Genomic DNA, 17070 nt, shown 5'->3' on the forward strand with positions numbered 1-17070 from the left:
AACTTCGCTTTTTATTACTATTTTTATATACAAGTTATTAACAGACAGATTGTTATAACATATTTAAGGAATGACTAATTAAAGTTAGTTTTTTCAAATCCCCTTTTTGATTTAAATTGATCAAATAGGGGATTTTTTTTGGCTTGATGATGTGCTACAAATTATACGGAATGCGTTGTGACTCTTGCAAAAAGATAGAGTGGACAAAAAAGCTTATTCGTTGAACACGCTGTATGGGTATTTTTGACGATAAAAAAACCCTACTTTACTAATAATCAACGAACGATAATGATACAGAATTTATTGAAAAAAGGCACCCAACTGAACTTGTAGCAGCGAAGGAAAAAGCAAGCTCTATTTTAGAAAATAGAGCGACTTTATAAGTATGAGTTATACACTTTTCATTTACAACCTATAAAACTTCTAAACCTGAGTTTCATTCGGTATTTTTACTTTAATATGTCCCCAATTTTCGCCTGTTTTGATTCGGTACAATTGCATTTCGGAAATACCAAATTCCTTGGCTATCATTTTTAAACGCGTTTTTCGATTTGGGTTAAAAATCAACTTTTTAATCCTTATCACATCTGTAGAAGTCAATTTGGCACCGTCGCGTTTTATATTGAATTCTTGAAATTTTTTAAAAGCCAGCTTTACCGCTGGACTTTGAGTAGCATGCGCTCTCATTTCATCATAGGTTGCCCATTTTAAATTACTGATGTGATTGTTTAATTTGTTATAATCCAAATGCAGTACATATTCCTGGCTGTCATCTTCCCTTTCAAGAAATAGTTCTCCAATCATTTTGTGTAACGCGTGGTGATAGTTGGTGATTTTTTTATTGTGATAGCGCTTGTACTTTAGATAGATAAATCCTTCTACTAAAGAACCTTTCAAAACTCTTCCGCTCTCAATAGTAGTTGTAAAACTTTTTAAGCCGCCATGATTTGAAACTGCATACCGTACCCTTCCTTCTACTTCAATTTCAAATTCTTTCCATTCTTCCTTTATCCTTTTGAAATTTTGCATTTTTTTTAATTTCTAAAATTTATTAGATTTCCAACGTGCATACTATTATTTTTTGCCAAAACACCGCACATGTGAAACAACATTCTCGCTCCAACATTTCCATCCCAATCGTCGTTTTCGCCAGGAGCCACTTCTACTAAATCAAAACCGATGATTTCTTTGCCACTCTCAGCTAATTTAGACAATAAATAGGTGGCTTGCTCAAATGAAAATCCACCAGGAACGGGTGTTCCCGTATTCGGACAATACCAAGGATACATTCCGTCAATATCAAAACTAATGACTACTTTTTGAGGCAGTTGGGCAATGATATTTTCGCATTGTATTTTCCAAGAAACACCTTCAAACGTTTCGTGTTTTAAATCACGGTCGGTAAAAACGACTACGCGATCGCTTTGAGCCACTTCCACTTCTTGCTCGCAAAAATCCCTAATTCCAACTTGCACGATTTTAGAAATTTGCGGCAATTGCAACGCATTGTACATGATTGACGCATGGGAATACGTGAATCCCTCGTAAGCAATACGCAAATCCATATGAGCGTCCAAGTGCAAAATTCCGAAATTATCGTGTTGTGAAGCCATTGCTTCATAATAGCCCAACGGTGTCGAATGATCGCCTCCTAAAAGTACTACTTTTTTTCCTTTATTCGACCAATACAAAACGCGTTCGCGCAAGGTTTCTTTCATTTCGTGACATACCGCATTGATTTTATCCAAATCACTTTGCAATTTTGGATGGTTAGCGATTACCTCGCCTTTTTCCAAAGCTTCGATAATCGGTTGTGCCAATGCTTTGTATTCTTCACTTTGCTGAGTCCATTTGTCCGAATGTTCGCCCAAATCCAAATGCATTCCTAATTTCCACAGTTCTGGAAACTCTTGGTGGTGCAAATCGACTTGAAAAGAAGCGTCCAAAATGGCTTGTGGCCCTTCCGAAGCACCCGCTCCATAACTCACGGTTACTTCCCATGGCACGGGAATGATAACAATTTCGCTTTCCTCTGCTGAAAATGGTAATCCGAAAATGCTTTCGTCCGCTAATCCAGGTTGAGATGGGTCGAAGTTTTTTATTTTTTCTTGTTTGTTCATAATATTTTTTTTTGCAATAAAAGCACGAATATTCGAAGTCTTTTTTAAATCGTAAAATTAAAGATTTGAAGATTCTGTCGTTTGTAAATTATCTCTTTACTGCCGATATACCCTCTTTCAAAATCTGTCCAAAATCATACATATCTTCGTACGAACAATACAATGGTACTGGAGCGAGACGAATTACGTTGGGTTCACGCCAATCCGTAATTACCCCATTTTTCATCAGATAATCAAATAAACTTCGGCCTTCGCCATGTAAGAAAACGGATAATTGCGAGGCACGTTCTAAAGGGTTTGAAGGCGTGATGATTTCAAATGTACTGTCGACTTCTTTGTCAATCTCGTGTAAAATAAATTCTAGATACGAAGTTATATGGTCGCGTTTTTTGATTAAAGCTGGCATTCCCACTTCGGCAAACATTTCGACAGAAGCCAAATAAGGGGCTAACGAAAGTATGGGTAAATTACTTACTTGCCATCCATCGGCTCCTTCGACAGGGTCAAACTGTGGCTCCATTTTGAAACGACGTTCCTTATTGTGACCCCACCAGCCGGCAAATCGTGGCAAGTTGGCATCTTTATGGTGTTTGCAATGCACAAAACAGCCCGAAGCATTTCCTGGTCCTGAATTCATGTATTTATAACTGCACCATGCGGCAAAATCCACGTCCCAATCGTGCAACTGAAGTTCGATATTTCCTGCAGCGTGTGCCAAATCCCAACCTACAAAAGCTCCGGCTCTGTGACCGGCTTCGGTGATGGTTTTGATGTCAAAAACTTGCCCGGTATAATAATTTACACCACCAATTAAAACCAGTGCCAACTCATCGCCCACTTCTTCAATTTTTGCCAAAACATCTTCCAGACGAATGTTGTGTTCGCCTTCGCGTCGCTCAATTTCCACAATCATATCCGATGGATTCAAGCCTAAATGTTGGGCGTGAAAATGTACTTGGCTCTGAATCATGTATTGGTCGCTCGGAAACGCTTTGGCTTCGCAAAGAATTTTATATCGTTTAGCAGTTGGCTGATAAAACGACACCATCAACAAGTGTAAATTGACCGTCAAGGTATTCATCACCGTTACTTCACTTGGCAAAGCGCCGACAACCGCACTCAACGGATTGGCAAAACGTTCGTGGTAATCCCACCATGGCTTTTCAGCATAAAAGTGACCTTCCACGGCGAGTTCAGCCCAATCGGTCATCACTTCATTTACAAATTTATGGGCTGATTTTGGCTGAAGTCCTAATGAATTTCCCACAAAGTAAATAACTTGTTTACCGTTTACTTTTGGGAATATAAATTCGTTTCTATATTTTCTTAAAGCGTCTTGATTATCGAGTTCTTGAGCGAATGCTCGGGTATTTTCAAAAGTCATTTGGTGTGATTTAATGTCGTAAAAATACTGAAAAATTTTGAGGTTAAAAACTGGAACGAGTAGTGATTATTTTTTTTGCAAAGATTAAAAAGATTAGTTCAATTGATTTCACTGATTTTTGCTAATATTAATTTGCTACTTAGTGATTTTAATAAAAAAATCCCGAGCATTAGTCGGGATTTTATATTTAAAAAGGCTTGTTTTAAGATGCAATCTCCAATCGTTTCAATAAATTTTTATTCAACGTATGTTCAGCATATTCTTTGTCGATATTCAAAACGGTTTCGTCAGAACTTGGCAAATCGTACATCGCATCGGTCAAGATTGCTTCACAAAGCGAACGCAAACCACGAGCTCCTAATTTGTATTCCAAGGCTTTATCCACAATAAAATCTAAGGCTTCATCCGTAATGGTAAAATCAACATCGTCAATAGCGAACAATTTTTTGTACTGTTTGATGAGCGCGTTTTTAGGTTCGGTTAAAATCGCTCTCAACGTTTCTCTGTCCAATGGGTCCATGTGTGTTAAGACAGGTAATCGGCCAATTATTTCTGGAATTAATCCAAAATCCTTGATGTCTTTTGGGATGATGTATTGCAGTAAATTGTCTTTATCAATATTGTCCACATTTTTCGAAGTACTGTAGCCCACTGCTTGACGGTTCAAACGTTTAGAAATAATTTTCTCCACTCCATCAAAAGCACCACCTGCAATAAACAAGATGTTTTGGGTGTTGACTTCAACAAACTTTTGGTCTGGATGTTTTCGACCTCCTTTGGGTGGTACATTTACAACCGTTCCTTCCAATAATTTCAACAATGCTTGCTGAACCCCTTCGCCAGAAACGTCTCTTGTGATGGATGGATTATCGCTTTTTCGGGCAATTTTGTCAATTTCATCAATAAAAACAATTCCTCTTTCGGCTTTCGCCAAATCATAGTCGGCGGCTTGCAGCAAACGTGTCAAAATACTTTCCACATCTTCCCCAACATAACCTGCTTCTGTTAAAACCGTTGCATCGACTATAGCCAAAGGCACGTCTAGCATTCGAGCAATGGTTTTGGCCACCAAGGTTTTCCCAGTTCCGGTTTGTCCCACCATGATGATGTTACTCTTTTCAATTTCTACATCATCTTCGGTTTGCAATTGCATCAATCGTTTGTAATGGTTGTATACCGCCACTGACATCACCTTTTTGGTTTGGTCTTGTCCAATCACGTATTGATCCAAAAACGCCCGAATTTCTTTGGGTTTTTTCAGTATTAAATCGCCTGCATTTTTTTTGGTATTCTTATTCGCTTTGAGTTCTTCCAAAACGATTCCGTGTGCTTGTTCGATGCATTTATCGCAAATATGTGCGTCAATTCCTGCAATTAACAAGTCGGTTTCGGGTTTTTTTCGACCACAAAATGAACATTCTAAACTTTGTTTTGCCATTATTTTTTTGTTTAAAGTTTAAAGCTTAAAGTTTTAGGTTACTTGAGCAACTTGAAACTTTAAACCTTAAACCTTGTAACTATTTTTTAATCTCTCTTCTCAACACTTCATCAATCATTCCGTATGCTTTAGCTTCATCGGCAATCATCCAATAATCGCGTTCGCTGTCTTTGTGTACTCTGTCGAAAGGTTGTCCGGAATGATCCGAAATGATTTTGTACAATTCGTCTTTCAGTTTCAACATCTCACGTAAGTTGATTTCCATATCGGTAGCAACACCTTGAGCGCCACCGGATGGTTGGTGAATCATTACTCGAGAATGTGGCAATGCCGAACGTTTCCCATTGGCTCCTGCACAAAGTAAAACCGCACCCATTGAAGCGGCCATACCTGTACAAATGGTTGCTACATCGGGTTTGATGTATTGCATCGTATCGTAAATTCCCAAACCTGCATAAACGCTTCCTCCTGGAGAGTTGATGTAGATTTGAATGTCCTTTGCAGCATCAGCGCTTTCCAAGAAAAGCAATTGTGCTTGAACGATATTTGCGATTTGGTCGTCAATTCCTGTTCCAAGAAAAATAATTCGATCCATCATCAAACGCGAGAAAACATCTAATTGTGATACATTTAACTGACGTTCCTCAATGATATAAGGCGTCATGCTTGTGGGTGTCATTGCTCCAACTATTTTATCGTAATACATTGCATTTACACCTTGGTGCTTGGTTGCAAATTTTTTAAACTCTTTTCCGTAATTCATCTTTGTTCCTTTATTAATTGAGTGTGAATAATCAAAGTTTGTACCTTATATTATTGGGTGACAAACTGTCGTAAATTATTTAAACGCTTTAAAAACAAAAAGCGTCAAAATAAATTCTGACGCTCAAATATAATCATTTCCTCGAAATTATTCTCCGTAAGATGCGGCAACAAATTCTTGGTAATTCAACTCTTTGGTAGCGGCTTTGACTTTTGATTTGTAAAGTGCCAACATTTTTTCGCTCATTACTTGGTCCGAAAGACGTTTTACTTCCTCTTGGTTTCCTAACACACGAGCTACGATTCCGTCTACATCCGCTGTAGATGGATCCATTTGTCCGAATTGAGCCATTTGCATTTTAATCATTTCGGCAGCGTACGCTTTCAATTCTTCAAAATTAATTTGCAAATTGTTGCTTGACATTACCTTACTTTCAATCAGTTGGTAACGCAAGCCATTTTCTGAACGAGCATATTCTGCTTCTGCTTCTTCGGGAGTTAATTTTTTCTCCCCTACTGTTTGAATCCACTTTTTCAAAAATTCCGCTGGCAAATCAAATTTGGTATTTTCAAGCAATGCCTCAGTAACATCGTTTAGAAACTTTTGATTGGCTTGACCTTCAAATTGCTTTTCGGCATCTTCTTTGATTCTAGCTTTTACTTCTTCAACAGAAGTAACATTTCCTTCACCAAATAATTTGTCAAACAATTCTTGGTTTAATTCAGCTGGTTCTGTTGAATTGATTTCTTCGATTGTAAAATCTACATTGATATCCAATCCGTGTACTTGATCGTGACTTACTTTCAAATAATCCATCAATTGGTGGTCGTCTGCGAATAGACCTTTGGTATTCAAGGTCACTACATCGCCTACTTTTTTTCCTACAAACAAATCCTCAGTTGCTGCATCTTTAAATACATCGAAAGAAAGTGTCGCTGGACTGTCTATATTCATTTCTTCGTTTCTAAAAGTTCCAGAAACGTCGTTTCCTTTTTCGAAAACGGTATTTGCCGACATTTTTCCGAACTGTTTTTGCATTCGAACCAATTGTTCGTCCAGCATTTTTTCGTCGGCAATGATTTTATAATACGTTAGGTTTTCTAAACCATCTAAATCGATTTCAAAACTAGGAGCCAAACCGATTTCGAATTCAAACTCTAATTTTTCGGCAGACCAATCCATATTTTCGTTTACTCTAGGAAGAGGATTCCCTAGTAAGTCTAATTTTTCTTGTTGGAAATATTTGTTCAAATCCGTCTGGATTGTTTTGTTTACTTCATCCAAGAAAAGTGGTTGACGGTATTTTTTCTCAATAATACTCATCGGGACAGTTCCTTTTCTAAAACCCGGAAGTTCTGTCTGTTTCTGATATTCCTTCATCATACTATTGATTTTGTAGGTATAATCAGAATTATAAATTGCTACAGTGATTACTGCATTTAAATCGTCGATATCTGTTCGAGTAACATTCATTGTTTTACGTGCTAAAATTGGCTCGCAAAATTAATACATTTTTGCAAGCCCACCAAGTTTTTAGTTATGGTATTACCAAAGAATTAACAAAGAAAATTTATTATTTTATGCTCTATTTTCGATCACCCGAAAATGAAAAAACCAGTATTTGACCAATAGACAACAGCAAACTAAACAACAAAGCCGACCCAAAATTGGCCACTGAAAAGCCGTCGACTAATGTATTGCATAACATAATAATGATGGCATTGATAATTAATAAAAAAAGTCCGAACGTGAGGATTGTAACGGGTAAAGTAAGTAGCACTAAAATGGGTTTCACAAAAAAATTGAGCAAAGCCAAAACAATTGCCACTACGATTGAAGTCATAAACGTATCAACAGCAATTCCGTCAAGGAAATTTGCAAGCAGTGTTACTAAAATTGCGGAAACTAATAATCTGATTATCAAATTCATAACCTATTTTTTTAAAGATTAAATTTATTGTGGTTTTAAAAATTCCATGGTTTTCTCAAAGAAATCTTTGGGGTTTTCGGCATGCAGCCAATGTCCTGCATTTGCAATCACTTCGATAGTTGCGTTGGGGAAATGCTGCTTTATCTGAGTTGTATCGGAATCTAGGATGTAACTGGAATTGGCTCCTTTTAAAAAAAGTGTGGGCTTTTCAAAAATCGCTTCTGCTTTTAAAGCATCGCCAATCACATCTCTATTTGAAGTAAAAGCATTTAAATTAAACCGAAAATCCAATTGTCCGGGTTCTTTCCAGTACAAACTTTTCATTAAAAATTGACGTGTTCCAAAATCAGGAATGTAGGGCGTCAAAATTTCTTCCACATTGCTTCTGCTGGGTTTTTGAGAAAAATCGACCGCTGATAAACCGGCTAAAATTTCGTCGTGATGCGGTTTGTAATATTTCACGCCAATATCAGCAACAATGAGTTTTTCGACCAAATAAGGGAATTGTGTTGCGGCAAACATCGCTACTTTTCCTCCCATCGAATGACCTAAAAGACAAATACTTTGGAGTTTTTTTTCTTGGCAATATTCCACCACATCATGCACCATCAATTGGTAATTGAACTCCTCCGATTGGATACTTCGCCCGTGGTTTCGCAAGTCGAGCATGTGCACTTCGAAGCCGTTTTCGGCAAATTGCGTCCCTAAAGTTTTCCAATTGTCCGACATTCCTAAAAAACCGTGCATAATGACAAGTGGTTTTCCTGAACCTTCTATTTTTGAATACAACATTTTATTTGGGATTTGGAGGCCTCCCCCAGCCCCTCCGAAGGAGGGGAGCTTGCTACATAGAATCTGTGATTTCGGATTTTACATCGAAGCATTGGGATTGGAATTTGGAATTTTAAAAAAATTTATTTCAATTTATGTAAATACATATTAACCACATTGTCCAAGCCCAAATAAATAGCTTCTGAAATCAACGCGTGACCAATGGATACTTCTAATAAATTGGGAATACTTTGTTTGAAAAACTGAATGTTGTCCAAACTCAAATCGTGACCCGCATTAATACCCAAATCTAGTACAGTAGCTAATTTTGCAGCTTCAATATAAGGAAGAATTCCGTTTTTATTTCCCAATCCATACTCATGGGCAAAAGCTTCGGTGTACAATTCGATGCGATCGGCATTTACTTTTCGAGCACCTTCAATCATGTCCAAAACGGGGTCGACAAAAACCGAAACCCGAATGTTGTTGCGTTGCAATTCTTGAATAATTTCGGTCAAATAACCAGCGTGTTTGACCGTGTCCCAACCCGCATTTGAAGTGATTGCATCTACGGCATCAGGAACCAAAGTTACTTGAGTAGGCTGCACTTCCAAAACCAAATCCATAAAACTTTTCTCAGGATTTCCTTCGATATTAAATTCGGTGGTAACTATTTTTTTTAAGTCTCGAGCATCTTGGTAGCGGATATGGCGTTCGTCGGGACGCGGATGAATAGTGATTCCTTGTCCGCCAAATCGCTCAACATCTTGGGCAACTTTGAGTAGATCGGGAACGTTTCCACCTCGGGCATTTCTCAAAGTGGCTATTTTATTAATATTTACACTTAATTTTGTCATTGAAATACTTTTTTGTCGTTTTTTTAAAACTTTTGTCAAATACAAAAATACAAACTTAAACAAGGCGTTTTGTGCTAAAATTTGATTATTTTGCAATCATCTAAATCTACTGTTGTACCGATGGAAATTACAGACTATATCAATAACGATTACAAGCCTTTACCAATTCAGGAAAACATAAGTAATGTTCAGGATTTTTTTTCGGATGTGGCATTTAGTCACTTTCCAGTTGTGGACGAACGCGTTTACCTAGGAAGCATCAATGCCGACGATGCTGAAACGTATGATTCTGAGAAAAAAATCAATGATTATCGATTTAACCTGGACGGATTTTATGCCCGAACCACGATGGTTTGGCTTGATGTTTTAGAAATATTTGCCCAAAATCAAACGAATATTGTTCCTGTTTTAACACCAGAAAACCGCTATGTTGGGTATTATGAAATTCAAGATGTTGTTCGGTTTTTTTACGACACTCCTTTTTTAAGAGAACAAGGCGGCATCGTAATTGTAGAAAAAGAGCTTTTGGACTACTCGATGTCGCAAATTGCTCAAATCGTTGAAAGCAATGGTGGTAGAATTTTAGGAAGTTTTTTATCCAATTCAACCTCTAATTTGGTTCAAATAACCTTAAAAATTGCTTCTGGAAGTGTGAACGAAATTATTCAAACTTTTAGACGGTATGGTTATGTAATTATTTCTGAAAACCAAGAAGATACTTACTTAGAAAGCCTGAAAGAACGGTCCGATTATTTAGACAAATATTTAAATATATAATTTAAGTTTAAGCCACTTTACCATCTATCACATCTTCTTAAAAGAAAATCCCTATGAAAGTTGCTATTTACGGACAATATTATCAAAACAGCACCGAACCTATCATTCGAGATATTTTTGTGTTTTTCAATTCCAAAGGAATTGAGATGATTATTGAAGCGGAATTTTTAAAAATGCTTTACGAAAAACAACTGATTAAAAAAGAATACAAAACCTTTAGCTCCTATAAAGAGTTGGACAAAAGTTTTGATTTGTTTTTGAGTATTGGAGGCGACGGAACCATTTTGAGAGCCGCTACCTTAGTCCGAAATTCAGGGATTCCGATTTTAGGAATTAATGCCGGACGACTTGGTTTTTTGGCCTCGGTTCAAAAAGAAGATATTGCGGCTTTCTTGCAACTTGTGGTCGATAGGAATTACAAAATTTCCAAAAGAACTTTATTGAAAGCGACCGTTTCACCAAGCAACAAGGACTTGCTGGATTTGAATTTTGCTATGAACGAAATATCCGTAAGTCGAAAGGACACCACCTCAATGATTACTATCGAAACCTATCTGGACAACGAACTCCTTACTTCCTACTGGGCAGACGGATTGATCATTTCAACGCCAACAGGATCTACAGGTTATTCGTTGAGTTGTGGAGGTCCAATTTTGACACCCGAAGTAAAGGGATTGGTAATTACACCAATTGCTCCACATAATTTAAATGCCCGACCGCTGGTAATTCCTGACAATACTGAAATTAAATTGCGGGTTTCTGGTCGAGAAGAACACTATTTACTTTCGATGGATTCGCGCATTACGTCTGTTGGAAATGAATCTATAATTACCATAAAGAAAACCTCTTTCCAGATTAATATGGTCGAAATTCCTCACGAAACTTTCTTTAAAACCTTGCGAACAAAACTACTTTGGGGCGAAGACAAGCGAAATTAATTAGGTAAATAAATTCTTTTCATACTTAATCGTTATTCTTTTCGTTTGAATACTATTTAAACGCTACTATAAACCGTTTTGAATATAATTATCATTAATACTAAAATCTTAACCGTTTAGTAATGAGATTTATTATATTTGCACGCTATTTTCAATTTTTATGAATAGACTGATTTTGTTTTTTTTACTTTTAATTGCCACCACTGGAACTGCTCAAATTCACGAAATAGGTGTTTTTGGAGGCGGAAGTAATTTTGTAGGTGATGTAGGCGAAACCACGTACATAAATCCTAATGAATTTGCTTTTGGACTCGTGTACAAATGGAACCGCAGCCCTCGACATGCGTGGCGGGCTTCGGCAAGTTTTGCAAAAATAACTGCCGACGACGACCGTTCAAAAGATGCATCAAGACAACAACGTAATTTTGATTTTGAGAATACCGTAAAAGAAATAGCTGTAGGACTTGAATTTAATTTTTTTGAGTTTGATTTGCATCAATTGGAACAACAGTTTACCCCATATGTGTTTTTAGGATTAGCTTACACGCAATATGATGGTTTGTTTTACAAAGAGCCGAATAAGCCTATTTCGGATGCCAGTCACGGCACTTTATCCGTCCCATTTGCTTTGGGAGTAAAAACAAACCTCACGGAGCGCTTAATTTTAGGATTTGAAGTAGCTCCGAGATACACATTTGCGGACAATGTAGATGGAAGTTTCCCTACTAATGATGGATTAAAACAATTACGTTTTGGAAATATAAACAGTAACGATTGGTATGTCTTTACAGGATTTACCTTGACCTATACATTTGGAAAAAAACCCTGCTTTTGTGATTAATTTGATGGATTTAAAAAACGCGATAAACGAAGACAATTTACCCCAACACATCGCCATCATTATGGATGGAAATGGCCGTTGGGCTAAAAAACAGGGAATGTTACGTGCGTTTGGACATGAAAATGGTACAAAATCAGTTCAAACCACCGTGGAAAGCTGTGCCAGAATGGGCATTAAAAACCTCACGTTGTATGCCTTTTCTACTGAAAATTGGAACCGTCCAAAACTAGAGGTAGATACATTAATGAAGTTATTGATTTCTTCCTTAAAAAAAGAACTCAAAACGCTAATGAAAAATGACATTCGGTTGAACACCATTGGCAATATCGAAAAACTTCCCACCACCGCTCAGAAACAACTTTTGGAAGTAATTAACAAAACGAAAGACAACACTCGCATGACCTTAACATTGGCGTTGAGTTATGGCGCAAGAGAAGAGTTAATTTCGGCGGTAAAAAAAATTACAAGTAAAGTTAAAAATAATATAATTTCAGTAGACGCTATTGATGAAGCAATTATAAATGAGCATCTTTACACGCAAAATTTACCAGACGTAGATTTATTAATACGAACCAGTGGCGAACATCGAATCAGTAACTTTCTGTTGTGGCAAATTGCTTATGCAGAATTGTACTTTACCGAAGTACTATGGCCGGACTTTACAGAAGAGCATTTATATGAAGCAATTATCAGCTACCAAAAGCGCGAGCGAAGATTCGGAAAAACAAGTGAACAAATTAAATAATTTTTTAGTGTTATATAAAAGCTTACCCTTATTAATGTCGGTACTTTTTTTTGGAAGTATTTTTCAGGCAACTGCACAAGACCGATTACCGTTTGACCAAGGTAAAACCTATATTTTAGCTGATATAAATGTTACCGGAAAAGTAACCTTTAACCAACAAAACGTCATTCTTTATTCCGGTTTAGAAAAAGGACAAAGCATCACCGTTCCTGGCGAACAAATTAGCAATGCCATAAAAAAATTAGGCGAAGTGCAACTTTTTAGCGAAATTGACTTTTACATCAATCGAATTGAAGGCGACAGCATTTATTTGGAATTAAGCCTCAATGAATTACCCAAATTAAAGGAAGTCAAAATCACGGGGGTTAAAAAATCCAAAGTCGAAGATTTGATTAAAGAAAACAGTTTAACCAAAGGGAAAATTGTTAACGAAAACTTAATTACTACCACCAAAAACTATATCGAAAACAAATATAGAAAAGATGGTTTTTACAATACCAAAGTAAATATTGCTGTTACACCCGACACAACGAGTGACAATGAAGTGAAAATGTTGGTAGGGATTGATAGGGGCGAAAAAGTAAAAATCAAATCCATTGTATTTGAAGGAAACGAAAAGTTTTCAGACAAAAAGTTGCGTAAAGCAATGTCGAATACCAAACAACGAAATTTTATCCGAGTCCTGAAACGTTCGAAATACATCAAAGACAAGTACGAAGAAGATTTAAAATCAGTTGTAAACAAATACAAAGAAAGAGGATTTCGAGACGCCCGAATTAAATCAGATACGGTTATTTACAACAGAGAAAAAAACGAACTTGATATAAAAATCAGTTTGGTTGAAGGTAAAAAATACTATTTTGGAGACATCAAGTTTTTAGGAAATTCCGTTTACACCGATCAAGGTTTGCGTAACTTACTAGGAATTAAAAAAGGAGATGTTTACAACGGTGTTTTATTAGAAGAACGTATTGCCGACAAAACCAAACCCGACGGCGAAGACATTACCAATTTGTACCAAAATAATGGCTACCTCTTTTCTCAAATCAATGCAGTAGAAGTGCGAACAGCTAATGACACTATTGATTTTGAAATCAGAATCATGGAAGGACCACTTGCTTATTTCAATAAAATTACCGTTGTTGGAAACGACAAAACCAACGATAAAGTAATTTACCGTGAACTTCGAACACGTCCAGGAGAAAAATACAGCAAAGAAGAATTGGTTCGAACCATCCGCGAAATTGGAACTTTGGGCTTTTTTGATCCTGAAGCCATTGACCCTAAATTTAAAAATGTTGACCCAGCCGCCGGAACTGTAGATATCGAATGGAATTTAGTAGAAAAAGGATCGAGCCAAATTGAGCTTCAAGGTGGTTACGGAGGCGGTGGATTTATTGGGACACTTGGATTGTCGTTTAATAACTTTTCGGCAAGAAACATGTTCAAAAAAGAAGCCTACCGACCCGTTCCGATGGGCGACGGACAAAAAGTAGCGTTACGATTGCAAGGAAGTAATTTTTTCCAAACCTATAGTCTGAATTTTTCTGAACCTTGGTTTGGTGGTAAAAAACCCGTGAGTTTTAATACTTCACTTTCGTATAGTAAACAATTCTTGAACAACTTCTCGTCCAATGATGTCGATAGAACTAGAAGTTTTAACATTATTTCGCTTTCGGTTGGTTTGTCTAAACGTTTAACGGTGCCGGATAACGATTCGTATTTATCACAAGCCTTGAGTTTTCAGTATTACGATTTGAACAATTACAACACCGGATTGTTTACCTTTGGAGACGGATCTGCCCGAAACTTTGCCTACACCGTTGGATTTACGCATACCAATAAAGGAAGCAACCCCATCTATCCGATGTACGGCTCAGAGTTTAGCGTTACCGCCAAAGTGACGCCTCCGTATTCCCTATTTAATGGAATCGATTACGGCGATTTAGGAAATCAAAAGGAGTATAAGCGTCAATACGGCCCTAACGACACGTATCCAGTAACCAACGAACAGTATGATCCGCAAGTAGGCGATTATATACAAGTAAATTACGACGACAATGGAAATCCTAGGTATACAAAAGTGGATACGTACCAAGAAGCTTCGGCAGATGCATCAAAAGTAGATCAAAAGAAATTCAACTGGTTGGAATACTATAAAATTAAGATGAAAGCCGATTGGTATACTAAAGTTTATGACAAATTAGTATTACGTACTTTAGGAGAATTTGGTTATCTTGGCAACTACAATAGCGAACGCGGAAATGTACCGTTTGAACGCTTCTTTTTAGGAGGCGACGGATTGGCCAACTTTGCATTGGACGGAAGAGAGGTAATACAGTTGAGAGGGTATCCCAATCAATCGTTGACACCGTTTTCGACCAATCCAGAAACAAGACAAACAACGCAAGACGGGGCAACAATTTATAATAAATTTTCGTTAGAGTTACGTTATCCAATTACGTTAAAGCAACAAGCTTCGATTTATGTTTTGGCTTTTGCCGAAGCAGGAGCAGCTTATAACAGCTTTAAAAATTATAATCCATTTCAATTGCAACGTTCTGCAGGTTTCGGATTGCGAGTTTTTATGCCGGCATTTGGATTATTAGGAATTGACTTTGGACATGGATTTGATCCCGTACCAGGGCAAGTAAACCCACACGGTTGGGAAACACACTTTATCATTGGACAACAGTTCTAAAATATTTTTGGCACGGTATTTTCTAATAAATGAATAGATTATGAAGAAACATATTATTTTATTTGTAATGTTTGTATACACCTGTTCGCTTCAGGCCCAAGTGGTACGAGGACTCCGAATTGGGTATATTGATATGGAATATATTTTACAAAATGCCCCTGACTACACAGAAGCCAAAAATCAATTGGAACAAAAAGCGCAAAAGTGGAAACAAGAAATTAGTACTAAAACCGCTGAAATTGATAAGTTAAAAGAATCTTTAAAAACTGAACGTGTACTTTTAACAAAAGAATTAATTGAAGAGCGAGAAGAAGAAATTACTTTTCAAGAAAAAGAGTTAATGGATTTTCAGGAAAAGCGATTCGGACCTAACGGCGATTTGATGGTTCAAAAAGCGGTTTTGGTAAAGCCAATACAAGATCAGGTTTTTACAGCTGTTCAAGATATAGCCGAACAAAAAAGATATGACTTTGTATTTGACAAATCTTCTGATCTAACGATGATTTTTGCGGCAAAGCAATTTGACATCAGCGAACAAGTCATTCGAAAACTGTCTCGAACGTCGAAACGCAGCCAGTTGAGCAAAAAAGAATTGAAAGAAGAAGCAATAAAAGAATATAAAGAAGATGTTGAAGATGCCAATTCTGATTTTGCCATACGCAAAAAAATGCTTGACGATAAAAAAGCGGCAAGAGACAGCTTAATTAGTGTTCGAAAAGAAGCACGAGACAAAATTTTAGCCGATCGAAAAGCGGCGGCAGATGCAAAACGAGCCGAGGCGGCTGCAAAACGTCAAGAAGCTATCGATAAAAAAAATGGTGTAACAACACCAGCGAATAAACCTGCCGAAACCCCGAAAGAGAAACCAGCTGCAGCACCTGCTTCCGAAAATGCAAACAAAACAGCACCTGATGAAAAATCAGATGCAGAAACGGAAAAAGAAGCACAACGAAAATTGATGCTTGAAGCTAAGAAAAAAGAAATGGACGACCGCCGAAAAGCATTAGCCGACAAAAAAGCAAAAGCAATAAAGGACCGAGAAGATGCCAAAAAAGCCAAAGAGGCTGGAACAACACCACCTCCCAAATAAATAAGGAACAAACAAAAATAACAACAAAAATTAATTAATTACTTAATATTTATAATGATGAAACAATTGAAAACCTTACTACTTGCCGCTGTTTTATTTTTTGGAGCCAACCAAGTAAACGCTCAGTCAAAAATAGCTCACGTGAATGTGGAGGAAATTATGACTAAAATGCCAGCGGTACTAGACGCTCAAAAACAGATTGAAAAAATCAGCAAAACATACGAAACTGATTTCACAACAATGCGAAATGAGTTACAAACGCGCTTGCAAAAATATGGAGCGGAAGCTGAAACGGTATCTGAAGCCATTAACAAAGAGCGTCAGAAAGAAGTAGAAGATATGGAAAAAAGAATCCAAGAATTTGGTCAAACAGCCCAAAAAGAGTTGCAACAAAAACAACAGGATTTGATGAAACCGATTCAGTTAAGAATCAAAACTTCTATCGAAAAAGTGGGTCGTGCTAAAGGATTCCAATATGTTCAAGATGTGGCTACTTTTATTTATGCAGACGGAACAGACCTTACTGCTGATGTAAAAAAAGATTTAGGATTTTAATAATCGTACCTTTTTCAATGAATCACTGCTCAAGTTTTAAAAGCTTGAGCAGTTTTTTTTTATATTTGTTTTATGATTAACAATAATCCCATTGGACTTTTTGATTCAGGCATTGGAGGAACATCCATTTGGAGTGCCATTCATCGACTGTTGCCAAACG

Annotated in this window: 16 protein-coding genes and 1 pseudogene; 8 read left to right on the forward strand and 9 right to left on the reverse strand. The window is 37.1% G+C overall.

The features are described from left to right. Window positions 1-423 precede the first annotated feature (423 nt). The 9 genes from ACIQ2X_RS05840 to ACIQ2X_RS05880 form a co-directional block, all read right to left on the reverse strand. Complete coding sequence (locus tag ACIQ2X_RS05840; RefSeq protein ID WP_396177985.1) at window positions 424-1029, reverse strand: hypothetical protein; 606 nt, start codon at window positions 1027-1029, stop codon at window positions 424-426. Window positions 1030-1034: 5 nt separating this feature from the next. Continuing rightward, window positions 1035-2120, reverse strand: a complete 1086-nt coding sequence (locus ACIQ2X_RS05845) for an agmatinase family protein (protein WP_396177986.1) — start codon at window positions 2118-2120, stop codon at window positions 1035-1037. Window positions 2121-2208: 88 nt separating this feature from the next. After that, the gene (gene kynU / locus ACIQ2X_RS05850) at window positions 2209-3504 is read right to left on the reverse strand and encodes a kynureninase (protein WP_396177988.1); all 1296 of its coding nucleotides are present in this window, start codon (window positions 3502-3504) and stop codon (window positions 2209-2211) included. A 202-nt stretch (window positions 3505-3706) separates the two neighbouring features. Then, complete coding sequence (clpX, locus tag ACIQ2X_RS05855) at window positions 3707-4942, reverse strand: ATP-dependent Clp protease ATP-binding subunit ClpX (protein WP_396177989.1); 1236 nt, start codon at window positions 4940-4942, stop codon at window positions 3707-3709. Window positions 4943-5021: 79 nt separating this feature from the next. Continuing rightward, window positions 5022-5705, reverse strand: a complete 684-nt coding sequence (clpP, locus tag ACIQ2X_RS05860; protein ID WP_396177990.1) for an ATP-dependent Clp endopeptidase proteolytic subunit ClpP — start codon at window positions 5703-5705, stop codon at window positions 5022-5024. Between the two features lie 147 nt (window positions 5706-5852). Further along, the gene (tig, locus tag ACIQ2X_RS05865) at window positions 5853-7178 is read right to left on the reverse strand and encodes a trigger factor (RefSeq protein ID WP_396177991.1); all 1326 of its coding nucleotides are present in this window, start codon (window positions 7176-7178) and stop codon (window positions 5853-5855) included. Window positions 7179-7290: 112 nt separating this feature from the next. Continuing rightward, window positions 7291-7635: a phage holin family protein gene (locus tag ACIQ2X_RS05870; protein ID WP_396177992.1), complete on the reverse strand. Its 345-nt coding sequence runs from the start codon at window positions 7633-7635 to the stop codon at window positions 7291-7293. Between the two features lie 24 nt (window positions 7636-7659). Continuing rightward, window positions 7660-8427 (reverse strand): alpha/beta fold hydrolase, encoded by a 768-nt coding sequence (locus ACIQ2X_RS05875; RefSeq protein ID WP_396177993.1) that lies wholly within the window; start codon window positions 8425-8427, stop codon window positions 7660-7662. 122 nt (window positions 8428-8549) lie between these two features. Further along, window positions 8550-9263: a pyridoxine 5'-phosphate synthase gene (locus ACIQ2X_RS05880; protein ID WP_396177994.1), complete on the reverse strand. Its 714-nt coding sequence runs from the start codon at window positions 9261-9263 to the stop codon at window positions 8550-8552. Window positions 9264-9383: 120 nt separating this feature from the next. Here ACIQ2X_RS05880 and ACIQ2X_RS05885 point away from each other — a divergent pair, with 120 nt between their 5' ends. The 8 genes and pseudogenes from ACIQ2X_RS05885 to ACIQ2X_RS05920 form a co-directional block, all read left to right on the forward strand. After that, window positions 9384-10040: an acetoin utilization protein acuB gene (locus tag ACIQ2X_RS05885; protein WP_396178000.1), complete on the forward strand. Its 657-nt coding sequence runs from the start codon at window positions 9384-9386 to the stop codon at window positions 10038-10040. 53 nt (window positions 10041-10093) lie between these two features. Then, window positions 10094-10978 carry an NAD kinase gene (locus ACIQ2X_RS05890; protein WP_396177995.1) on the forward strand — a complete coding sequence of 295 codons (885 nt, stop codon included), beginning with the start codon at window positions 10094-10096 and terminating at the stop codon, window positions 10976-10978. Window positions 10979-11138: 160 nt separating this feature from the next. Beyond that, window positions 11139-11819, forward strand: a complete 681-nt coding sequence (locus tag ACIQ2X_RS05895) for a DUF6089 family protein (protein WP_396177996.1) — start codon at window positions 11139-11141, stop codon at window positions 11817-11819. Between the two features lie 4 nt (window positions 11820-11823). Further along, complete coding sequence (locus tag ACIQ2X_RS05900) at window positions 11824-12564, forward strand: isoprenyl transferase (RefSeq protein ID WP_396178001.1); 741 nt, start codon at window positions 11824-11826, stop codon at window positions 12562-12564. Next, window positions 12497-15265, forward strand: coding sequence for an outer membrane protein assembly factor BamA (bamA, locus tag ACIQ2X_RS05905; protein ID WP_396177997.1), 2769 nt, complete (start codon window positions 12497-12499; stop codon window positions 15263-15265). The genes ACIQ2X_RS05900 and bamA overlap by 68 nt, the downstream gene beginning before the upstream one ends. Before the next feature lie 40 nt (window positions 15266-15305). Beyond that, complete coding sequence (locus ACIQ2X_RS05910) at window positions 15306-16355, forward strand: OmpH family outer membrane protein (protein WP_396177998.1); 1050 nt, start codon at window positions 15306-15308, stop codon at window positions 16353-16355. 54 nt (window positions 16356-16409) lie between these two features. Beyond that, entirely contained in the window at window positions 16410-16910 is a 501-nt protein-coding gene (locus ACIQ2X_RS05915) for an OmpH family outer membrane protein (RefSeq protein ID WP_396177999.1), read from the forward strand. Between the two features lie 72 nt (window positions 16911-16982). Continuing rightward, window positions 16983-17070, forward strand: a pseudogene (locus ACIQ2X_RS05920) (glutamate racemase); the annotation flags it as partial.

Origin of the sequence: Flavobacterium sp. (genome assembly GCF_044368625.1) — a bacterium.
In the GTDB taxonomy this organism is placed as follows: domain Bacteria; phylum Bacteroidota; class Bacteroidia; order Flavobacteriales; family Flavobacteriaceae; genus Flavobacterium.